The organism is Enterobacter ludwigii (genome assembly GCF_001750725.1).
In the GTDB taxonomy this organism is placed as follows: Bacteria; Pseudomonadota; Gammaproteobacteria; order Enterobacterales; family Enterobacteriaceae; genus Enterobacter; species Enterobacter ludwigii.
In genome coordinates, this window is sequence record NZ_CP017279.1 from 4,488,626 (window position 1) to 4,509,530 (window position 20,905).

General features: G+C 56.0%; 19 protein-coding genes. 15 read left to right on the plus strand and 4 right to left on the minus strand.

What is annotated here, in order from left to right:
• The first annotated feature begins 3 nt into the window (after positions 1-3).
• Genes BH714_RS21125 through BH714_RS21150 form a run of 6 tightly spaced genes read left to right on the plus strand, consistent with a single transcriptional unit; the run spans position 4 to position 6,005 of the window.
• Positions 4-534 (plus strand): cupin domain-containing protein, encoded by a 531-nt coding sequence (locus tag BH714_RS21125; RefSeq protein ID WP_014171547.1) that lies wholly within the window; start codon positions 4-6, stop codon positions 532-534.
• Between the two features lie 9 nt (positions 535-543).
• Entirely contained in the window at positions 544-1,314 is a 771-nt protein-coding gene (locus BH714_RS21130; protein ID WP_025203266.1) for an alpha/beta fold hydrolase, read from the plus strand.
• On the plus strand, positions 1,298-2,092 hold the full coding sequence (locus BH714_RS21135; RefSeq protein ID WP_014171544.1) for an SDR family oxidoreductase: 795 nt from the start codon (positions 1,298-1,300) through the stop codon (positions 2,090-2,092). Before BH714_RS21130 ends, BH714_RS21135 begins: the two co-directional genes overlap by 17 nt.
• Before the next feature lie 9 nt (positions 2,093-2,101).
• Positions 2,102-2,872 (plus strand): aspartate dehydrogenase, encoded by a 771-nt coding sequence (locus BH714_RS21140; protein ID WP_020883712.1) that lies wholly within the window; start codon positions 2,102-2,104, stop codon positions 2,870-2,872.
• Positions 2,873-2,881: 9 nt separating this feature from the next.
• Positions 2,882-4,351, plus strand: coding sequence for an aldehyde dehydrogenase (locus BH714_RS21145; RefSeq protein ID WP_040018856.1), 1,470 nt, complete (start codon positions 2,882-2,884; stop codon positions 4,349-4,351).
• Positions 4,352-4,364: 13 nt separating this feature from the next.
• Positions 4,365-6,005, plus strand: a complete 1,641-nt coding sequence (locus tag BH714_RS21150) for a thiamine pyrophosphate-binding protein (RefSeq protein WP_040018857.1) — start codon at positions 4,365-4,367, stop codon at positions 6,003-6,005.
• A 59-nt stretch (positions 6,006-6,064) separates the two neighbouring features.
• Here BH714_RS21150 and BH714_RS21155 read toward each other — a convergent pair whose 3' ends face one another.
• Both BH714_RS21155 and loiP read right to left on the minus strand, forming a co-directional pair.
• Entirely contained in the window at positions 6,065-7,333 is a 1,269-nt protein-coding gene (locus tag BH714_RS21155) for an OprD family outer membrane porin (RefSeq protein ID WP_040018858.1), read from the minus strand.
• A gap of 220 nt (positions 7,334-7,553) precedes the next feature.
• The gene (gene loiP, locus BH714_RS21160; protein WP_020883714.1) at positions 7,554-8,312 is read right to left on the minus strand and encodes a metalloprotease LoiP; all 759 of its coding nucleotides are present in this window, start codon (positions 8,310-8,312) and stop codon (positions 7,554-7,556) included.
• A 272-nt stretch (positions 8,313-8,584) separates the two neighbouring features.
• Between loiP and tkt the strand changes: the two genes are divergently transcribed.
• The 7 genes from tkt to BH714_RS21195 all read left to right on the plus strand — a co-directional run bounded on the left by tkt (position 8,585) and on the right by BH714_RS21195 (position 17,018).
• A complete protein-coding gene (gene tkt, locus BH714_RS21165; protein ID WP_020883715.1) occupies positions 8,585-10,576 on the plus strand; it encodes a transketolase in 1,992 nt (663 codons plus the stop codon).
• Positions 10,577-10,958: 382 nt separating this feature from the next.
• Complete coding sequence (gene epd, locus BH714_RS21170) at positions 10,959-11,978, plus strand: erythrose-4-phosphate dehydrogenase (protein ID WP_014171537.1); 1,020 nt, start codon at positions 10,959-10,961, stop codon at positions 11,976-11,978.
• Between the two features lie 49 nt (positions 11,979-12,027).
• On the plus strand, positions 12,028-13,191 hold the full coding sequence (gene pgk, locus BH714_RS21175) for a phosphoglycerate kinase (RefSeq protein ID WP_020883716.1): 1,164 nt from the start codon (positions 12,028-12,030) through the stop codon (positions 13,189-13,191).
• Between the two features lie 91 nt (positions 13,192-13,282).
• Complete coding sequence (fbaA, locus tag BH714_RS21180) at positions 13,283-14,362, plus strand: class II fructose-bisphosphate aldolase (RefSeq protein ID WP_014171535.1); 1,080 nt, start codon at positions 13,283-13,285, stop codon at positions 14,360-14,362.
• A gap of 187 nt (positions 14,363-14,549) precedes the next feature.
• Positions 14,550-15,404, plus strand: coding sequence for a small-conductance mechanosensitive channel MscS (gene mscS, locus BH714_RS21185; protein ID WP_014171534.1), 855 nt, complete (start codon positions 14,550-14,552; stop codon positions 15,402-15,404).
• A gap of 146 nt (positions 15,405-15,550) precedes the next feature.
• Complete coding sequence (gene argO, locus BH714_RS21190) at positions 15,551-16,186, plus strand: arginine exporter ArgO (RefSeq protein WP_014171533.1); 636 nt, start codon at positions 15,551-15,553, stop codon at positions 16,184-16,186.
• Between the two features lie 91 nt (positions 16,187-16,277).
• Positions 16,278-17,018, plus strand: a complete 741-nt coding sequence (locus tag BH714_RS21195; protein ID WP_025203272.1) for an oxidative stress defense protein — start codon at positions 16,278-16,280, stop codon at positions 17,016-17,018.
• Between the two features lie 47 nt (positions 17,019-17,065).
• On the opposite strand, the gene argP is transcribed toward BH714_RS21195, so the two are convergent.
• Positions 17,066-17,959 (minus strand): DNA-binding transcriptional regulator ArgP, encoded by an 894-nt coding sequence (gene argP / locus BH714_RS21200; RefSeq protein WP_008499727.1) that lies wholly within the window; start codon positions 17,957-17,959, stop codon positions 17,066-17,068.
• A 127-nt stretch (positions 17,960-18,086) separates the two neighbouring features.
• Between argP and rpiA the strand changes: the two genes are divergently transcribed.
• Both rpiA and serA read left to right on the plus strand, forming a co-directional pair.
• Positions 18,087-18,746 (plus strand): ribose-5-phosphate isomerase RpiA, encoded by a 660-nt coding sequence (gene rpiA / locus BH714_RS21205; RefSeq protein WP_040018859.1) that lies wholly within the window; start codon positions 18,087-18,089, stop codon positions 18,744-18,746.
• Positions 18,747-19,018: 272 nt separating this feature from the next.
• The gene (gene serA, locus BH714_RS21210) at positions 19,019-20,251 is read left to right on the plus strand and encodes a phosphoglycerate dehydrogenase (protein WP_014171529.1); all 1,233 of its coding nucleotides are present in this window, start codon (positions 19,019-19,021) and stop codon (positions 20,249-20,251) included.
• 45 nt (positions 20,252-20,296) lie between these two features.
• On the opposite strand, the gene BH714_RS21215 is transcribed toward serA, so the two are convergent.
• The gene (locus BH714_RS21215; RefSeq protein WP_032670177.1) at positions 20,297-20,893 is read right to left on the minus strand and encodes a 5-formyltetrahydrofolate cyclo-ligase; all 597 of its coding nucleotides are present in this window, start codon (positions 20,891-20,893) and stop codon (positions 20,297-20,299) included.
• Between the last annotated feature and the right edge of the window lie 12 nt (positions 20,894-20,905).

A 20,905-nucleotide genomic window follows, 5' to 3' on the forward strand; every position in this document is an offset into this window, starting at 1 on the left:
GTCATGACTGATTCAACCGTAACTGCAAAACCAGGCATTAAACCTGACCATCTGACCATGGAAGAGTGGGTCGAGTCGCGCATTGCGCGCTTTGAAGGGCGTAAATATGACTGGAACGCGCTGAAGTTCCAGGCCGATTTCGATCCTAAATACCGCCGTGCGCAGATGCGCTACATCGGTACCGGGGCGACGGGCGTGGCTAGCGATACCAATACCGTGCCGGCTGAGCACTTTACCTTCTCCACCATGGTGCTGCCGTCGAAGTGCGAGGGACCATTGCATCTGCATGACGACGTGGAAGAGGTGTTCTTCATGCTTAAAGGGCAGATCACGCTAATGATCCAGGACGGCGATCACTACACCGAAACCGTGCTGCGCGAACGCGATCTGATCTCCGTTCCGCCGGGCATCTATCGCGGTCTGTTCAATCATGGCGAAGAAGAGGCGCTGATGTGCGTGATGCTCGGCACCAACAAGCCGGAAATCCCGACCTATCCGGCCGATCACCCGCTGTCGAAAGTGAAGCGGAACTAAGGGGGCGCGATGACGGGCTTTCGTGAACAGGGAAGCGGCATCCCGTTGATGCTGCTCCACGGCATCAGCTCCGGCGCTGCCTCCTGGCATAAACAGATGGCGCTGAACGGTTTTCGCGTACTGGCGTGGGACATGCCCGGTTATGGCGAAAGCCCGATGCTGGCGGTTGAGCGCGCCAACGCGGGGGATTACGCCGACGCGCTGGCGGCCATGCTGGATCGCGCGGGCGTCTGGCAGGTCGTTCTGGTCGGGCATTCGCTTGGGGCGCTGGTGGCAAGCGCCTTTGCGGCGAAGTATCCCGAACGCGTGCTGCATCTGGTGCTGGCCGATGCCGCGCAGGGTTACGGCCAGGCCGAGCCGGCGCAGCGCGAGCAGGTCTGGCGTAACCGGGAGCAGCAGATGGCGCTTGGGGGCGAGATCCTAGCGCAAACCCGGGCCGCTAAATTATTACGCCCGGGCGCGCGTGAGGACGATATTGCCACCGTTGCGGCGGGCATGCGCAAACTGCGCCCGGAAGGCTACCTCGCTGCCGCATGGATGCTGGCACATGACGATATTCACGGCTGGCTGAAGCGTTACGCCGGTGACTTTGAAGTCTGGTGCGGCGAGCAGGACGCCATTACCCAGCCTGAGCTGGTTCAGGGGCTGGCGCTACGTTACGGCATGCCGTTTACCGCGATTCCCCTGGCCGGGCACGCCAGCTATCTCGATAACGACGCGTTTTTTAATCAACAGCTTTTACGTATCAACGAAGAGGTGCGCGATGAATGCACAAATTGACGGGCGCGTAGCGGTAGTCACCGGCGGTTCTTCTGGCATTGGTTTTGAAACACTGCGCTTGCTGCTGGGCGAGGGGGCAAAAGTGGCGTTCTGTGGCCGCGACCCGGACCGGCTTGCCAGCGCGCATGCGTCGCTGCAAAACGAATTCCCTGATGGCGAGATTTTCTCTCACCGCTGCGACGTGCTGGATGCAGACCAGGTTCAGACCTTTGCCCAGGCCGTTAAGTCCCGCTTTGGCGGGACAGACTTGCTGATTAATAACGCCGGACAGGGGTATGTGGCGCACTTCAATGACACCCCGCGCGAGGCCTGGCTGCATGAAGCCGAACTGAAACTATTTGGGGTGATTAACCCCGTGCAGGCTTTTCAGCCGCAGTTGGAGCAATCGGACATTGCCTCCATTACCTGCGTGAACTCGCTGCTGGCGCTGCAGCCAGAGGAACACATGATTGCCACCTCCGCAGCACGTGCCGCGCTGCTCAATATGACGCTCACGCTCTCGAAAGAGCTGGTGAGTAAGGGTATCCGCGTGAATTCCATTTTGCTTGGCATGGTGGAATCCGGCCAGTGGCGGCGTCGCTTTGAGAACCGGGCGGATAAAAGTCAGAGCTGGCCGCAGTGGACGGCGGATATTGCCCGCAAACGCGGCATTCCGATGGCGCGTCTCGGTAAGCCGCAGGAGCCTGCGCAGGCTCTGCTGTTCCTCGCTTCGCCGCTGGCTTCGTTTACCACCGGTGCGGCGCTGGACGTTTCCGGCGGCTTCTGCCGTCATCTGTAAGGACACATCATGAAAAAAATCATGTTAATCGGCTACGGTGCCATGGCGCAGGCGGTCATTGAGCGTCTGCCCGAGCAGGTTGCCATCGGCTGGATCGTGGCGCGCGAGACGCATCATGCCGCGATTCGCCAGCAGTTTGGCGATGCGGTGGTGGCACTGACCTCGCCCGCATTATGTACGGATACTCCCGATCTGGTGCTGGAATGTGCCAGCCAGCAGGCGGTGGCGCAGTACGGGGAAGCGATTTTACGCCGTGGATGGCATCTGGCGGTGATCTCCACCGGAGCGCTGGCAGACAGCGCGCTGGAACAGCGTCTGCTTAACGCAGGCGGAAAGCTGACGCTGCTCTCCGGTGCGGTGGCGGGCATTGATGGCCTGGCGGCAGCAAAAGAGGGCGGGCTTGAGAAGGTGACCTACCAGTCGCGTAAAAGCCCGGCCAGCTGGCGCGGCAGCTATGCCGAACAGCTTATCGATCTTAACGCCGTGTCCGAGGCGCAGATCTTCTTTGAAGGCAGCGCACGTGAAGCGGCACGACTGTTTCCGGCCAACGCCAACGTGGCGGCGACCGTGGCACTTGGCGGCGTGGGGATGGATGATACCCGTGTGCAACTGATGGTTGACCCGGCCACTCAACGCAATACCCACACGCTGCACGTCGAAGGGATGTTTGGCGAGTTCCATCTGGAGCTGAGCGGGCTACCGCTTGCCAGCAACCCCAAAACCTCCACCCTGGCGGCACTCAGCGCGGTTCGCGCCTGCCGTGAACTGACGCAGCGCTAAGGAGCGACGATGGACGATCTTAACATTTTCATTGGCGGCAACTGGCGGCGTGGCGGCGGTAACCTGATGCAGAGCCATTTCCCGGCAGACGGTGCGGTGAACGCCACGCTCCACGCGGCAAGCCTGGACGATCTGCAGGAGGCTATCGACGCCGGAGAGCGCGCGTGGCGCGATCCTGCCTGGCGTAACAGCCTGCCGCATGCGCGTGCGAAGATCCTGCATAAGGTGGCGGATCTGATCGAATCCCGCGTCGATGAACTGGCCCGCATGCAGAGTCGCGACAACGGTAAACCGCTGGCGGAAGCGCGGGGTCTGGTGATGAGCGCGGCAGGCACTGCGCGTTATTTTGCCGCCGCCTGCGAGCTGCTGGAAGGTGAACTGCCGACACCACGCCAGCCTGATGTGCTTACCCTCAGCCGATATGAACCGCTCGGCGTGGTGGCAGCTATCACGCCCTGGAATTCCCCCATTGCCAGCGAAATGCAGAAAGTGGCGCCGGCCATTGCTGCCGGTAACGCGGTGGTTCTCAAACCAGCCGAAGCCACCCCGCTGATGGCGCTGGAGCTGGCGCGTATTTTTGAGCAGGCAGGCTTACCCGCCGGGCTGCTGAGCGTGCTGCCGGGCAAAGGCTCGGTGATTGGCGATGCGCTGGCGCGTCACCCGAAAGTGCGAAAAATCTCCTTTACCGGTGGCACCACCACGGGCCGTCATCTGGCGCACGTGGCGGCGGAAAAATTGATCCCGGCCTCGCTGGAACTGGGCGGTAAATCCCCGACCATCGTACTGGAAGATGCCGACGTTGAGCTGGCTGCGCGCGGGATCTGCTACGGCATTTTCAGCTCGGCAGGTCAGGCCTGCATTGCCGGTTCGCGGCTCTTTATCCATGAGCGCCTTTACGCCCCACTGATGGCGAGGCTGCTCGAGTTAACGCGCGGCCTGCGGGTCGGGCATCCCTTTACCGACGGCACCCATGTGGGACCGCTGATTAACGACGCGCACCGCAAGAGCGTGCAGGCTTACGTTGAACTGGCAAAGCGTGAAGGGGGCCGCGTGCTGTGTGGCGGGGAGATCCCTGCCGATCCACTGCTGGCAAACGGCAGTTACTTCCAGCCCACCATCATCGAAGGCCTGATCAACAGCGCGCGCGCCTGTCAGGAGGAGATCTTCGGCCCGGTGCTGGTGGCGATGCCCTTTAGCGATGAAGCCGCGTTGATCCGTGAGGCGAATGACTCCGTTTATGGCCTTGCCGCCGGGATCTGGACGCGGGATACCGGGCGCGCCCTGCGCCTGAGCGAGCAGCTTGAAGCGGGCACGGTGTGGATAAACACCTACAAAGTGTTTGCAATTTCGACCCCGTTCGGGGGCTTTAAAGAGAGCGGTCTGGGCCGCGAAAAGGGCATTCAGGGGCTGAAAGCCTGGATGCAGCAAAAGAGCATTTATCTGGCGACGGGTAACAGCGTCAACCACTGGTGCGACTGAGAAAGGGTGAGTAATGAGCGAAATGATAACCGTCGGCGACGCCATCGCCAGAACGCTGGAGCAGTATCAGGTTGAGGCCATCTACGGCGTCATCTCCATCCACAATTTACCCATCGCCGATGCGGTAGGGCAGCGCGGGAATATTCGCTTTGTACCCGCACGTGGCGAAGCGGGGTCGGTCACCATGGCCGATGCCCACGGCCGTTTTTCCGGGCTCGGCGTGGCGCTGACCAGTACCGGCGCCGGGGCGGGTAACGCCGTCGGCGCGCTGGTGGAAGCCATGAATGCCTGCACGCCGCTGCTGCATATCACGGGCCAGGTGGAAAAAGCCTGGCTGGATGCCGACACCGGCTTTATCCACGAAACCCGCGACCAGCTGACCTTCCTGAAGGCCAGCTCAAAACGGGCATACCGCATCAGCAACGCGAACCAGGCGATAGCGATCCTTCACAAGGCCATTCAGGAGGCGCAAACTCCGCCGTGCGGGCCGGTTTCCGTGGAGATCCCGATTGATATTCAGGGGGCGAAAATCCCCGTGTCGCTGATCACCGCTCCGGTGAAACCGACGTCGGTTTCCGCAGTTGATACGACAGTGGTCGACACGCTGTGGGCGCAGCTTAAACAGGCCAGACAGCCGCTGCTGTGGCTGGGGGGCGGAGCACTTGGTAGCGCTGATGCGGTAAAAAAACTGGCGGATGCAGGAGTGACGGTTATCTCCAGCACCCACGCGCGCGGCGTGCTGCCGGACAGCCATCGCGCCAGCCTGCGGGCGTTTCATAACTCGCCGTCAGTTGAGGCGTTGATCGCCCAGTGCGACTTTACGCTGGTCGCTGGCTCACGCCTGCGCAGCAACGAAACCCGCTCGTGGACGCTTGAATTACCGCATCCCCGCGTCCAGATTGATATCGACCCCGCGGCGGCGAGCCGCAACTATCTGATGGACACAACCCTTGTGGCCGACTGCGCGGCGCTGTTAACCGCGCTGGCGGCTAAAGCGCAGGGGCGTGAATGGGGCGATGCACAGTGGGATACACAGGTGCAGCAGGCGCTGGCGAAAGCCGTTGCGGGACTGCGTGAGCAGTGCGGTGCTTATGCGAAGCTCAACGACGCCATCGAGAACGCGCTGCCGCAAGATGGCCTGCTGGTCCGTGATATCACCGTATCCGGAAGCCTGTGGGGCAGCCGTTTGTTCCGCGCCAACGGACCGCTGATGAACATTCACTCGCTGGCAGGCGCCATCGGCATGGGGCTACCGATGGCGATTGGCACGGCGATTGCCAACCCGCAACGCAAAGTGGTGGGGCTGGTGGGCGATGGTGGCGTAAGCCTGAATCTGGGCGAGATGGCAACGCTGGCGCAGGAGAAGGCCAACGTGACGCTGCTGGTGATGAACGACGGCGGTTACGGCGTCATGCGCGGCATTCAGGATAAGTATTTCGGCGGGCGTCAGTATTATAACGAGCTGCATACCCCGGACTTTACACAGCTGGCGCATGCGATGGGGTTACAGGCGTGGAGCGTCGAACGGGCGGAGGATTTTGACGCGGTGATGACCGAAGCGCTTGCCATGCCAGGACCGTCGGTAGTGGAAGTGCGGATGGGACAGATTGGCGCGCTTAAGTTTGCCGGGCCGCCGCAGAAGACGTTGTACTAAACGTGTTTACCCTCACTCGCGCCCTCTCCCTTAGGGAGAAGGGCGGGTGAGGGGCTTAATCAGAACACGTTAAACGGGTATTCCACGTACGCGCGGATCTCATCCCCGCCCACGTTATAGTCGCTGGCGTTGCTGGACACACGCAGGACGGAGTAACGGAGTTTCAGTTTCAGATCTTTAGCCGGGCCGTCCTGCACCTGATACTGGATCTGGTTAAACCACTCATGCTCTTTACCGTTGCTGGTTTCAGAGGTCTTGATGTTGTCGCCACGCACGTAAGCAGTTGTCCAGCTCAGGCCTGGTAAACCCAGACCGCCGAAGTCCAGTGCGTAAGAAGCCTGCCATGAGCGCTCGTCTTCGCCGTTGAAATCAGACCAGTAGGAGTTCGCCAGCCAGATGGTATTGCCGCCGTCACCTACGCCACCCTGATCGCGATAGCTGCCATAGTGATAGCCGGTGCTGCCGCTGCTCTGCTGATACGCCACCTTGAAGGTATGAATATCCCAGATGTAGCTTGCCGCCAGGCTCCAGATGCTATTGCTGCGTCCGGTATCAAGGCTGTCTGCGTAGCGCTGATCCAGGCGTGAGTTATAGCCGTTGAAATCGAGCACCAGCTGTTGCCCGGTGCTGAACGGCTGTTTGAAGTTCATTCCCAGGTACTGCTTGTTCATCACCTCTTCCACATGAGAGGCATACAGCGCACCGCTGAACTGGTCGTTGAACTGGTAGCTCGCACCGCCGAAGGAGAGGCTCTTCAGGCCGCTGTCGTGGCGGTCGTCACTTTTGCGCTGCTCATCGGTGAAGTAACCGGCGTTCACTTCCAGACCCGTGATTTCTTTTGATGTCAGCATGGTGCCGGTAAAGCTTTCAAACAGCAGACGGGAATTGTCGGCATTCACAATCGGTAATTCCGGACGCTGGTTACCGTAGCTCAGCACGGTATTGGAAATACGCATTTTTGCTGTGGCGCCAAATTTCGCCAGATCGGATTTAGCCCGGCCATCGTCTTCCTGTTTAAAGAAGTCAATGCCGCCCGCGCCGCTCTTTCCACGACCGCCGTCCAGACGCACGCCATACTGGGCAATGCCGTCCACACCAAAGCCAACCAGCCCTTCGGTATAGCCGGATTCAAACGTGGCAACGATGCCCTGACCCCATTCGGCTTTGTCCTGCTGACCCTGATGATAATCACGGCTGATATACGCATTGCGTAAAAACAGATCTAAATGGCTGTCATCAACAAACCCTTTGCTGTCGGATTGCTGGCTTGCAACGGCGGGTAATGCGGCGAATAAACTTAACGCAATTAATGATAATTCTTTTTTCACGGAGGGAACGTCTCTGTATTAATATTGTAAATTGAATTACTGCGAGCTCGATAATTACCCGAATGGTAAATGATTGCAATAATTATGTGACGAGACGTTTCAGGGCAATAATCTAGTGTTTGCGCGGCTTAGAAAGGTACTGAAGTGCTATTACCGATATGTGCGGTTAAATTAACAATTCATGCGAAATAAAAAGGAGGCAAATATGCCTCCTTTCGAATTATTTAATTCCGTCTGCGGCCATACGGTCGCGAATATGCTGTGCGCGCTCTTCTGACGCCGGGTGGTCATCAAACATAGAGCTCTGGCGACCGGCTTCCAGTTTGGCCAGTTTTTCGAAGCTGGTGGCTAAACCTGATGGATTAATGCCGCGTTTGCGCAACAGATCGTAGGAGTAGTCATCCGCTTCGGATTCCTGACGCTGCGAGAACTGAGAGTTAACCAGTTTTTCACCCACATCGCCAAGCTGCGACTGTGACAGGCTGCCGACGATACCGCCCGTAGACGCCGCCGCGGCGCGGATGGCGTTAGTGCCTAACGCAACCTGCATGCCTTTCTTCACGTGGCCAAGTGCAACGTGGCCCATTTCATGGCCGATAACCGCTTCAACTTCGTTGTCGGTCATCATATCCATCAGCCCGCTGTAAACGCGGATGCAGCCGTTCGCCATCGCGAAGGCGTTTACATCTTTGGCCATGTACACCTTATAGTTCACCGGCTGGCCGTTAATGTTATCACCCAGCGCGGAGGCTATCTTATTCAGACGCTGCGTGTAGGTACTATTGGCCGGGGCAAGCGTGGCTTTTCCGTCCATATCTTTACAGGCCTGGTCGCTCAGCGCTTTAACCTGTGCGTCGCTCAGGGAGTAGGCCTGAAAGGCTTCTGCGCCTGAGGACATCAGGCCGTTAGAATCCATATTCTGACAGCCGCTCAGCAGGAGCGTTGTACCCAGGGCCAGCACTATTGCACGCATTTTCATGATGTCGCTTCCGTACTCGTTAATCTGAATAAAATCTGAAAAGTGCACCGGCAACGAAGCCGGGGTCGGGCTAAGTATAAGGAATATCTACGGGGCCGGGCGAGCAGATTGCGCAACATGCGAGCATGATCCAGAGATTTCTTAAGCTGCAAAAGAATGCTCCATGTACATGACATGCCGCTTGGGTTACATTGTTGGCACTTTTTTCCGGCGTAGCCCAAAACGCGCTGTCGTCAAGGGCATGGCCTTTAACAGTCCGATCTGGAGTTAAAATGTCCTCACGTAAAGAGCTTGCTAATGCTATTCGTGCGCTGAGCATGGACGCAGTACAGAAAGCCAAATCCGGCCACCCGGGCGCCCCAATGGGTATGGCTGATATCGCCGAAGTCCTGTGGCGCGATTTCCTGAACCACAACCCGCAGAACCCTTCCTGGGCTGACCGCGACCGTTTCGTGCTGTCTAATGGCCACGGCTCAATGCTGATCTATAGCCTGCTGCACCTCACTGGCTACGATCTGCCAATTGAAGAGCTGAAAAACTTCCGCCAACTGCACTCCAAAACGCCAGGACACCCGGAAGTGGGTTACACCGCAGGTGTAGAAACCACCACCGGCCCGCTGGGTCAGGGTATTGCTAACGCGGTGGGTATGGCGATTGCCGAGAAAACCCTGGCCGCGCAGTTCAACCGTCCAGGTCATGACATTGTTGACCACTTCACCTACGCATTCATGGGCGACGGCTGCATGATGGAAGGCATTTCTCACGAAGTGTGCTCCCTGGCAGGTACCCTGAAGCTGGGCAAACTGGTTGCGTTCTATGACGACAACGGCATCTCCATCGACGGTCACGTTGAAGGCTGGTTCACTGACGACACCGCGAAGCGTTTCGAAGCTTACGGCTGGCACGTTGTGCGTGGCGTTGACGGTCACGATGCTGACTCGATTAAACGTGCAGTAGAAGAAGCGCGCGCTGTGACGGACAAGCCGTCACTGCTGATGTGCAAAACCATCATTGGTTTCGGTTCCCCGAACAAAGCGGGTACCCACGATTCCCACGGTGCGCCACTGGGCGACGCGGAAATCGCTCTGACGCGCGAAGCGCTGGGCTGGAAATATCCTGCTTTCGAAATCCCATCTGAAATTTACGCGCAGTGGGATGCTAAAGAAGTGGGTCAGGCGAAAGAATCCGCATGGAACGAGAAGTTCGCTGCCTATGCGAAAGCCTTCCCACAGGAAGCGGCTGAATTTACCCGTCGTATGAAGGGCGACATGCCGTCTGACTTCGACGCCAAAGCGAACGAGTTCATTGCTAAACTGCAGGCGAACCCATCCAAAATCGCCAGCCGTAAAGCCTCTCAGAATGCGATTGAAGCGTTCGGTCCGCTGCTGCCAGAATTCCTGGGCGGCTCCGCTGACCTGGCGCCATCTAACCTGACAATCTGGTCTGGTTCTAAAGCAATCAACGAAGACACTGCCGGTAACTACATCCACTACGGTGTGCGTGAATTCGGTATGACCGCGATTGCGAACGGTATCTCCCTGCACGGTGGTTTCCTGCCGTACACCTCTACCTTCCTGATGTTTGTTGAGTATGCGCGTAACGCCGTGCGTATGGCTGCGCTGATGAAACAGCGTCAGGTGATGGTCTACACCCACGACTCCATCGGTCTGGGCGAAGATGGTCCAACTCACCAGCCGGTAGAGCAGGTGGCTTCCCTGCGCGTGACGCCAAACATGAGCACATGGCGTCCATGTGACCAGGTTGAGTCCGCCGTGGCGTGGAAATACGGTGTTGAGCGTCAGGACGGTCCAACCGCACTGATCCTCTCCCGCCAGAACCTGGCACAGCAGGAACGTACTCCAGAGCAGCTGGCGAACATCGCCCGTGGTGGTTACGTGCTGAAAGATTGCGCGGGTCAGCCAGAGCTGATCTTCATCGCGACCGGTTCTGAAGTTGAGCTGGCTGTTGCCGCATGGGAAAAACTGTCTGCCGAAGGCGTTAAAGCGCGCGTGGTTTCCATGCCGTCTACCGATGCGTTCGACAAGCAGGATGCCGCCTACCGCGAATCCGTACTGCCTAAAGCCGTTACCGCGCGCGTGGCAGTAGAAGCAGGTATCGCTGACTACTGGTTCAAATATGTGGGCCTGAACGGCGCCATCGTCGGCATGACCACCTTCGGTGAATCTGCTCCGGCAGAGCTGCTGTTCGAAGAGTTCGGCTTCACCGTTGAAAACGTTGTCGCGAAAGCAAAAGAACTGCTGTAATCGTTTGTAGGGTAGGGGCGCGAGCCCCTGTCCGTGCTCTCACTGAGAAGAGGGCGCAAACACCCTAAACGGTAACCTTTGGGTTACCGTTTTGTTTTTTTCACGCTATCCGCCTTATATGTCCACTATTCCTCAAACATGTAACGTTCCTGTGAATTATTCCATCCAAAATGTGACGCAAGTCATATAGCGCGCTTATTGCTCTGGACAGACATTCCTTTTATTCACTGATTCGCTTATTCTAGCTGAAGCGTTTCAGTCGATTAAATGTTCGACAATTGACCAATCAATCGCAGTTTGTGACAGCAAGGATTCCCCTTCGGGCGTAGCTGGATTACTCTTTCAGCCACCTCAAACTCAGGGATAGCTTTGCAGGAGATCTATGACCGTACGCGTAGCGATTAATGGCTTCGGTCGCATCGGGCGTAACGTGGTTCGTGCTTTATATGAATCCGGGCGTCGGGCGGAAATAACCGTGGTGGCTATCAACGAACTGGCGGATGCTGCGGGCATGGCGCATTTGTTGAAATATGACACCAGCCACGGACGCTTTGCCTGGGATGTTCGCCAGGAAAGAGATCAGCTGTTTGTCGGCGACGATGCCATCCGCGTGCTGCATGAGAGCAGTATTGCCGGGCTACCGTGGCGTGAACTGGGTGTGGATATCGTACTTGACTGTACTGGCGTATACGGTAACCGCGAGCATGGCGAAGCGCATCTGACAGCAGGTGCGAAAAAAGTCCTGTTTTCCCATCCTGGCAGCAACGACCTCGACGCGACCGTCGTATTTGGCGTGAATCAGCATGAGCTGCAAGCCGAACACCGCATTGTTTCCAACGCCTCCTGCACCACCAACTGCATTATTCCGGTCATCAAACTGTTAGACGATGCGTATGGCATTGAATCCGGCACCGTAACCACGATTCATTCAGCGATGCACGATCAGCAGGTGATTGACGCCTATCATCCGGACTTACGACGCACGCGAGCCGCGAGCCAGTCAATCATTCCGGTGGACACAAAACTGGCGGCAGGTATCACCCGTTTTTTCCCGCAGTTTAATGATCGTTTTGAAGCAATTGCCGTACGTGTACCGACGATTAACGTCACCGCAATTGACCTGAGCGTGACGGTGAAAAAACCGGTAAAAGCCTGTGAAGTCAACCTGTTGCTGCAAAAAGCGGCACAGGGGGCATTTCATGGTATAGTTGACTATACGGAATTACCGTTGGTCTCAGTAGATTTTAACCACGACCCGCACAGCGCCATTGTCGATGGCACTCAAACGCGCGTCAGTGGCGCACACCTTATCAAGACGCTGGTCTGGTGTGATAACGAATGGGGCTTTGCTAACCGAATGCTCGACACCACGTTAGCAATGGCCGCTCAAGGTTTCAGGTAAGACGCATCGTGCGTCTGCAAAACTTTAAGAATCAACGAGAGGATTCACCATGTCTGTAATTAAGATGACCGATCTGGATCTGGCTGGTAAACGCGTTTTCATCCGTGCTGATCTGAACGTACCGGTTAAAGATGGCAAAGTGACCAGCGACGCGCGTATCCGTGCATCTCTGCCAACCATCGAACTGGCTCTGAAGCAGGGCGCTAAAGTGATGGTGACCTCCCACCTGGGTCGTCCAACTGAAGGCGAGTACAATGAAGAGTTCTCTCTGCTGCCAGTTGTTAATTACCTGAAAGACAAACTGTCCAACCCGGTTCGCCTGGTAAAAGATTACCTGGACGGCGTAGACATCGCTGCCGGTGAACTGGTTGTTCTGGAAAACGTTCGCTTCAACAAAGGCGAAAAGAAAGACGACGAAGCGCTGTCCAAAAAATACGCTGCACTGTGTGACGTATTCGTGATGGACGCCTTCGGTACTGCTCACCGTGCGCAGGCTTCAACCCACGGTATCGGTAAATTCGCAGACGTCGCGTGTGCCGGTCCTCTGCTGGCTGCTGAGCTGGACGCACTGGGTAAAGCACTGAAAGAACCTGCTCGTCCAATGGTTGCAATCGTTGGTGGTTCTAAAGTTTCTACCAAACTGACCGTACTGGATTCCCTGTCTAAAATCGCTGACCAGCTGATCGTTGGCGGTGGTATCGCGAACACCTTCGTGGCGGCACAAGGCCATAACGTCGGTAAATCCCTGTACGAAGCGGATCTGGTTGACGAAGCAAAACGTCTGCTGACCACCTGCGATATCCCGGTTCCAACGGATGTTCGCGTCGCGACTGAGTTCTCTGAAACAGCGGCTGCGACCCTGAAATCTGTTAACGACATCAAAGATGATGAGCAGATTCTGGACCTGGGCGACGTTTCTGCACAGAAACTGGCTGAAATCCTGAAAAACGCAAAAACTATCCTGTGGAATGGTCCTGTTGGCGTGTTCGAATTCCCGAACTTCCGCAAAGGTACTGAAATCGTTGCTAACGCTATCGCAGACAGCGAAGCGTTCTCTATCGCAGGCGGCGGTGATACGCTGGCAGCAATCGACCTGTTCGGTATTTCTGACAAGATCTCCTACATCTCCACTGGCGGCGGCGCATTCCTCGAGTTCGTGGAAGGCAAAGTACTGCCAGCAGTAGCAATGCTCGAAGAGCGCGCTAAGAAGTAAGCCATTCAAGGGCAGGGAAACCTGCCCAATTTTCAGCGCGCTTTAAGAGCTCGCACCTTTTCTAACGGCCGAAGATACAGGACTAAGCAACATGTCTAAAATTTTTGATTTCGTAAAACCTGGCGTGATCACTGGTGATGACGTTCAGAAAGTGTTCCAGGTAGCTAAAGAAAACAACTTCGCTCTGCCAGCAGTTAACTGCGTTGGTACCGACTCCATTAACGCCGTACTGGAAGCTGCTGCAAAAGTTAAAGCACCGGTTATCGTTCAGTTCTCTAACGGTGGCGCAGCATTCATCGCTGGTAAAGGCGTGAAAACTGACGTTCCTCAGGGCGCGGCAATCCTGGGCGCAATCTCTGGTGCGCACCATGTACACCAGATGGCTGAACACTACGGTGTTCCGGTTATCCTGCACACTGACCACTGCGCGAAGAAACTGCTGCCGTGGATCGACGGTCTGCTGGATGCGGGTGAAAAACACTTTGCAGCGACCGGTAAGCCACTGTTCTCTTCTCACATGATCGACCTGTCTGAAGAGTCCCTGCACGAAAACATCGAAATCTGCTCTAAGTACCTGGCGCGCATGGCCAAAATGGACATGACCCTGGAAATCGAACTGGGTTGCACCGGTGGTGAAGAAGACGGCGTGGACAACAGCCACATGGACGCTTCTGCACTGTACACCCAGCCAGAAGACGTTGATTACGCTTACACCGAGCTGAGCAAAATCAGCCCACGCTTCACCATCGCAGCGTCCTTCGGTAACGTACACGGCGTTTACAAACCAGGTAACGTGGTTCTGACCCCAACTATCCTGCGTGATTCTCAGGAATATGTTTCTAAGAAACACAACCTGCCGCACAACAGCCTGAACTTCGTCTTCCACGGCGGTTCCGGTTCTTCTGCACAGGAAATCAAAGACTCCGTAAGCTACGGCGTAGTGAAAATGAACATCGATACCGACACCCAGTGGGCAACATGGGACGGTATCCTGCAGTACTACAAAACGAACGAAGCTTACCTGCAGGGCCAGCTGGGCAACCCGAAAGGCGAAGACCAGCCGAACAAGAAATACTACGATCCACGTGTATGGCTGCGTGCTGCGCAGACTTCCATGGTGGCGCGTCTGGAGCAGGCTTTCAAAGAACTGAACGCGGTTGACGTTCTGTAATTTAAGCAGCTCATAGCATCAGAAGGCCCGCAAATGCGGGCCTTTTTTTATGCTTTTTCAATGGTCTGCCCGGTCCGTTTATGTGATCTGTTTGGCAAAACCGGTCCTTTTTGTTTACCCTTTACTGACCTGCCTGTCTCCATGGGGGATGGATTTTGTGTTTTTGGGATAACAAAAGGAAGACTAAATGGAACAACTCGATGTTGTAGACAGCATCAATAATGCCGGTAACTGGCTGGTGCGCAACCAGGCGCTGCTGTTGAGCTATGCCGTTAACATCGTCGCGGCGATTGCCATCATCATTGTCGGGATGATCGTGGCGCGTATCGTATCAAACGCCGTAAACCGCGTGATGCTGGCGCGTCACATTGACGCCACTGTGGCTGACTTCCTCTCTGCACTGGTGCGCTACGGTATTATTGCCTTTACGCTGATTGCTGCACTGGGGCGTGTTGGCGTACAGACTGCCTCGGTGATTGCTGTTCTCGGTGCCGCCGGTCTGGCCATTGGTCTGGCGCTGCAGGGGTCGCTCTCGAACCTGGCTGCGGGTGTGTTGCTGGTAACCTTCCGTCCGTTCCGCTCTGGCGAGTACGTTGACCTGGGCGGTATTGCCGGCACCGTACTGCAGGTGCAGATTTTCTCAACCACTCTGCGAACTGTGGATGGCCGTATCGTGGTGGTACCGAACGGGAAAATCATCGCGGGCAACATCATTAACTTCTCCCGCGAGCCGGTGCGTCGTAACGAGCTGATTATCAGCGTGGCGTATGACTCTGATATCGATCAGGTGAAATCGCTGATCGCCAATATCATTGCCTCCGACGATCGTATTCTGAAAGATAAAGAGCAGACCGTTCGCCTGAACGAGTTGGGGGCATCTTCCATCAACTTTGTCGTGCGCATCTGGAGCAAAAGCAGCGATCTGCAAAACGTTTACTGGGATGTTCTGGAACGTATCAAACGTGATTTTGATGCCAACGGGATCAGCTTCCCGTATCCACAGATGGACGTGAACCTTAAACGCGAGAAAGAAGCCGAGTAATCCTCTTCCTCAGCAGGCCCGGTGAGCGGCAACGCCACCGGCCCTTTTTATTAGCAATACTAATCACCAATTAATATTATCAATTTCCTCTAATAAGATTCTCGCAGTATAGTCAGCTCCCAGGACAACTTGCTGAGAATTTATTCATGTTATCTTATTATTTTCAAGGTCTTGCATTAGGCGCGGCCATGATCCTTCCTCTTGGCCCGCAGAACGCGTTCGTGATGAACCAGGGCATTCGCCGTCAGTATCATCTTATGATTGCCCTGCTGTGCGCGGTGAGCGATTTGCTGCTGATCTGCGCCGGAATCTTTGGCGGCAGTGCACTGCTGATGCAGTCTCCCTGGCTGCTGGCGCTGGTGACCTGGGGTGGGGTAGCGTTCCTGCTGTGGTATGGGTTTGGGGCGCTGAAAACGGCAATGAGCAGCAATCTCGAACTGGCGAGTGCCGAGGTCATGAAGCAGGGCCGCTGGAAGATTATCGTTACCATGCTGGCGGTCACCTGGCTCAACCCGCACGTTTATCTGGATACCTTTGTGGTGCTGGGCAGCCTGGGCGGGCAGCTCGACGTTGAGCCGAAACGCTGGTTTGCCCTGGGTACCGTCAGCGCCTCATTCCTGTGGTTCTTCGGTCTCGCGATTCTGGCGGCATGGCTGGCCCCGCGTCTGCGTACCGCTAAAGCCCAGCGGATCATCAACACGCTGGTGGGCGTGGTGATGTGGTTTATTGCCTTTCAGCTGGCAAAAGAGGGGATTCATCATGTTCAGGAATTGCTCAACTAAGCGTTGTCTTATGGACAACTGAGCGAGAGCCGCTAAGCTTGCTGGCATGCGCCCTGTTGTTGGGCACTCTTCGCAACATGGAGGAATGACAGTGAAGTTTAAAGTGATGGCCCTGGCGGCATTAGTGAGTTTAGGTGCGGTGTCGGTGCAGGCAAGTGAATTGCCTGATGGCCCGCACATCGTCACTTCAGGCACCGCAAGCGTGGATGCGGTACCCGATGTTGCAACGCTGGCAATTGAAGTGAACGTGGCCGCGAAAGATGCCGCTTCTGCCAAGAAGCAGGCTGACGATCGTGTTGCGCAATATCTCTCTTTCCTGGAGCAGAACGGTGTCGCTAAAAAAGACATCAGCTCTGCCAACCTGCGTACCCAGCCTGATTACGACTACCAGAACGGTAAAAGCATCCTGAAAGGCTACCGTGCCGTGCGCACCGTTGAAGTAACCGTGCGTCAGCTCGATAAACTGAACTCGTTGCTGGATGGCGCGCTGAAAGCGGGTCTGAACGAAATTCGTTCCGTCTCACTGGGTGTTGCGCAACCGGAAAAATACAAAGACCAGGCGCGTAAAGCCGCCATTGATGATGCAATCCATCAGGCACAACAGCTGGCGTCCGGGTTCAACAGTAAGCTCGGTCCGGTATACAGCGTGCGTTACCATGTCTCAAATTATCAGCCAAGCCCGATGGTACGGATGATGAAGGCCGACGCGGCGCCGGTGTCTGCTCAGGAAACTTATGAGCAGCCGACGATTCAGTTCGACGATCAGGTTGATGTGGTATTCCAGCTGCAGCCGACCCAAAGTCAGCAGACTGAGCCGGCAAAAGCGCAGTAATCTGTCTTCACAATTCCCCTCTCCCGTCAGGAGAGGGGAATTGTTCCTTAATCCTGTCTCAACACCTTATGCCCATACGCCAGCAGCGCGTCGGTGACGTTGCGCATCATGCGGCTTTCCGGCGCAAAACGGTGCCAGTAGAGCATCCGGCGCTGATACAGCCCCGGCGTTAAGTCAATCAGCTCACCGCTTTTCAACTCTTTCTCTATCTGCAGGTGCGGGATCATACAGCATGTGGTGCCCTGACGTGCGAGCTGCACAAACGCTTCAGACGAGTTCACGATATGACATGGCACGCTGCCCGGCGGCAGATCGAAGTTTTGCTGCAGGAAGGCCTGATGCATATCGTCCAGATGGTCGAACGCCACCGCAGGGGCTTTCAGCAGCGCGGCGCGGGTGACGCCGTTCGGGAAGTAGCGCTCGGCAAACGCTTTTGAGCCGACAAACAGGTAGTCCAGTGCGCCCAACTGATCGACAAGACAGCTCGGCAGCGCCTGAGGCTGGATACTGACCGCCCCAACCACTTCACCGCGACGCAGGCGCTCCTGCGTACGGGTTTCATCTTCAACCTGCAGATTCAGGCGAATCGGGGAGTCTGCTAATACCGGCGCAAGGGCTGGCAACAGCCAGGTTGCCAGACTGTCGGCGTTCACCGCCAGCGAGAGCAGCAGCGGCGTTGAGCCGGTCTGTTCGTCACCCAGCCACTCATCTTCGAGCAGTTCAACCTGGCGCAGCAGGGCGAGGAGCTTTTGCCCTTGCTCCGTTGGACGCGGTGGAACGGTACGTACCAGCAGAGGCTGCCCGAACATGTTCTCCAGCTGTTTGATGCGTTGTGATACGGCGGACTGAGTGATACAAAGCTTTTGCGCTGCGCGCTCAAAACCGCGTTCACGAATAACTGCATCAAGTGCCTGTAGTGTTCTGTAGTCCGGACGTTTCATTGCTCTGGCTGACTCCTTAATTTTGCTTAATCTGCACTATGACACAATTTTCCCTTCGTGGCAGACGAAATCCACCCGACGTGTTCTATAATGCGGCCTACGTTTTCACACCACAGGCTAAACGATCATGACGCAGGATGAACTGAAAAAAGCAGTAGGATGGGCCGCTCTCCAGTATGTGCAACCGGGTACCATTGTCGGTGTTGGTACGGGCTCGACGGCGGCACACTTTATCGATGCGCTGGGCACGATGAAAGGGCAGATCGAGGGCGCAGTTTCCAGCTCCGACGCTTCCACGGATAAGCTGAAAAGCCTTGGCATCACCGTTTTCGATCTGAATGAAGTTGACCGTCTTGGCATCTACGTTGATGGCGCGGATGAAATCAACGGCCATATGCAGATGATCAAAGGCGGCGGTGCGGCGCTGACGCGTGAAAAAATCATCGCCTCCGTGGCGGATAAATTCATCTGTATCGCCGATGCGTCAAAGCAGGTTGATATCCTGGGTAAATTCCCGCTGCCGGTAGAAGTGATCCCAATGGCGCGTAGCGCTGTGGCGCGTGAACTGGTGAGACTGGGTGGACGCCCGGAATATCGTCAGGGCGTTATCACTGACAACGGCAACGTGATCCTCGACGTTCACGGTCTGGAAATTCTCGACGCCATTGCGCTGGAAAATGCCATTAACGGTATTCCAGGCGTAGTGACTGTAGGGTTATTCGCCAACCGTGGCGCGGATGTCGCGCTGATCGGCACGGCAGATGGCGTGCAAACCATCGTAAAATGATCTGATGGGGGGAGCCCTCCCCCCGCTAAAAAAATTTTGAAAAGCTAAATTCGGTGACTTGTGTCACGCTTTTTACCTCTCGTTTGCCGATCCTGCCGCATTCGCAAATTTCTACAGCATTTTCCTCTGTCATTTTGCTCTGTATGACTTTTCTTCAGAGTGCCGACGCAAACGTTCATATTGCTGCAATAGTTTTTTTTGATATGTTGGCTACAGCGGATTTAAATCCAGCACAACATCAGTTCAGACAAAAACAGGGTCGGGTAAGGTAAATGGCAAAGGTATCACTGGAGAAAGACAAGATTAAATTCCTGCTGGTTGAGGGCGTGCATCAGAAAGCGCTTGATAGCCTTCGTGCAGCAGGTTACACCAACATCGAATTTCACAAAGGCGCGCTGGACACCGAAGAGCTGAAAGCGTCCATCCGTGATGCCCATTTCATTGGCCTGCGATCCCGTACCCAACTGACTGAAGACGTGATTGCCGCGGCGGAAAAGTTGGTTGCCATCGGCTGTTTCTGCATCGGTACCAACCAGGTTGATCTGAATGCCGCCGCAAAACGCGGTGTGCCTGTCTTTAACGCCCCGTTCTCCAACACCCGTTCCGTGGCGGAGTTAGTGATTGGCGAGCTGCTGCTGTTGCTGCGTGGTATTCCGGAAGCTAACGCCAAAGCGCACCGCGGCGTGTGGAACAAACTGGCTGCGGGTTCATACGAAGCCCGTGGTAAAAAACTCGGTATCATCGGCTATGGTCACATCGGTACTCAGCTGGGGATCCTGGCTGAATCCCTGGGGATGCATGTCTATTTTTATGATATCGAAAGCAAACTGCCGTTGGGCAACGCCACTCAGGTTCAACACCTCTCTGACCTGCTGAACATGAGCGACGTGGTCAGCCTGCACGTGCCGGAAAATGCGTCGACGAAAAACATGATGGGTGCTGAGGAACTGGCGCTGATGAAGCCAGGTTCACTGCTGATCAACGCCGCGCGCGGTACGGTTGTCGATATTCCGGCGCTGTGCGATGCGCTGAAGCGTAAGCATCTGGCGGGAGCGGCAATTGACGTCTTCCCGACTGAGCCTGCTACCAACAGCGATCCGTTCACCTCTCCGCTGTGCGAATTCGACAACGTGATCCTGACGCCGCACATCGGCGGCTCGACGCAGGAAGCGCAGGAAAATATCGGTCTGGAAGTCGCGGGCAAGCTGAGCAAATACTCCGACAACGGTTCTACGCTCTCTGCCGTGAACTTCCCGGAAGTGTCTCTGCCGTTGCACGGTGGCCGTCGTCTGCTGCACATCCATGAAAACCGTCCGGGCGTGCTGACTGCGATCAACCAGATCTTTGCCGAGCAGAGCGTCAACATTGCCGCGCAGTATCTGCAAACGAACTCTCAGATGGGTTACGTGGTGATTGATATTGAAGCGGACGAAGATGTAGCGGAAAAAGCGCTGCAGAGCATGAAGGCCATTCCGGGTACCATTCGCGCCCGTCTGCTGTACTGATTCTGTTTCTGTGAGCATAAAGCCGGGTCGCTACCCGGCTTTATTTTACCAGCGCCAGGTTTTGCCCGGCGTCACTACCGCCGGCAGCGGAATATCCCACTTCTCTACCGGCAAGGCTTCGACGCCCTGACAGTCATGTGCGTACCCCACAGGCTGTAAATGATACTGCTGCCAGTTTTGCAGCGTCCTGTCATAAAAACCGCCACCCATCCCTAAGCGCTGACCCTGCTCATCAAATGCAACCAGCGGCGTGATCAGCACATCCAGTTCTGAGAGGGGGAGGACGTCGCGGACGTCGAGTTTTGGTTCGGTGATTTTCAGACGATTCACCACCAGTTCGCTGTGCGGATGGTAGTGTAAAAACAGCAGATTTCCCTGGCTAAACGGATGCAGCACCGGCAGGTAAACTCTTTTCCCGGCGCGCCACAGCTGTTCTATCAGCGGTTGAGTATCCAGCTCGCCATCAAACGAGAGGAACAGGGCGACGGTACGCGCCATCACAACAGGGGGATAGGCCATCATACGGGCTGCGCCTTGCTGGGCAAACTGTGCTTGCTGTTCGGGAGTTAACGCACGACGGCGTTGACGCATGAGCTGACGGATGTCCTGGCGTGAGGAAGAGACTTCAGGGAGTTGGGTCATGGTAGTCGGTAG

Excerpts from the sequence above, each read along its gene's own strand:
- BH714_RS21125 (WP_014171547.1), top strand. The coding sequence starts at position 4 with ATGACTGATTCAACCGTAACTGCAAAACCAGGCATTAAACCTGACCAT.
- BH714_RS21130 (WP_025203266.1), top strand. The coding sequence starts at position 544 with ATGACGGGCTTTCGTGAACAGGGAAGCGGCATCCCGTTGATGCTGCTC.
- BH714_RS21135 (WP_014171544.1), top strand. The coding sequence starts at position 1,298 with ATGAATGCACAAATTGACGGGCGCGTAGCGGTAGTCACCGGCGGTTCT.
- BH714_RS21140 (WP_020883712.1), top strand. The coding sequence starts at position 2,102 with ATGAAAAAAATCATGTTAATCGGCTACGGTGCCATGGCGCAGGCGGTC.
- BH714_RS21145 (WP_040018856.1), top strand. The coding sequence starts at position 2,882 with ATGGACGATCTTAACATTTTCATTGGCGGCAACTGGCGGCGTGGCGGC.
- BH714_RS21150 (WP_040018857.1), top strand. The coding sequence starts at position 4,365 with ATGAGCGAAATGATAACCGTCGGCGACGCCATCGCCAGAACGCTGGAG.
- loiP (WP_020883714.1), bottom strand. The coding sequence starts at position 8,312 with ATGAAAATGCGTGCAATAGTGCTGGCCCTGGGTACAACGCTCCTGCTG.
- tkt (WP_020883715.1), top strand. The coding sequence starts at position 8,585 with ATGTCCTCACGTAAAGAGCTTGCTAATGCTATTCGTGCGCTGAGCATG.
- epd (WP_014171537.1), top strand. The coding sequence starts at position 10,959 with ATGACCGTACGCGTAGCGATTAATGGCTTCGGTCGCATCGGGCGTAAC.
- pgk (WP_020883716.1), top strand. The coding sequence starts at position 12,028 with ATGTCTGTAATTAAGATGACCGATCTGGATCTGGCTGGTAAACGCGTT.
- fbaA (WP_014171535.1), top strand. The coding sequence starts at position 13,283 with ATGTCTAAAATTTTTGATTTCGTAAAACCTGGCGTGATCACTGGTGAT.
- mscS (WP_014171534.1), top strand. The coding sequence starts at position 14,550 with ATGGAACAACTCGATGTTGTAGACAGCATCAATAATGCCGGTAACTGG.
- argO (WP_014171533.1), top strand. The coding sequence starts at position 15,551 with ATGTTATCTTATTATTTTCAAGGTCTTGCATTAGGCGCGGCCATGATC.
- argP (WP_008499727.1), bottom strand. The coding sequence starts at position 17,959 with ATGAAACGTCCGGACTACAGAACACTACAGGCACTTGATGCAGTTATT.
- rpiA (WP_040018859.1), top strand. The coding sequence starts at position 18,087 with ATGACGCAGGATGAACTGAAAAAAGCAGTAGGATGGGCCGCTCTCCAG.
- serA (WP_014171529.1), top strand. The coding sequence starts at position 19,019 with ATGGCAAAGGTATCACTGGAGAAAGACAAGATTAAATTCCTGCTGGTT.
- BH714_RS21215 (WP_032670177.1), bottom strand. The coding sequence starts at position 20,893 with ATGACCCAACTCCCTGAAGTCTCTTCCTCACGCCAGGACATCCGTCAG.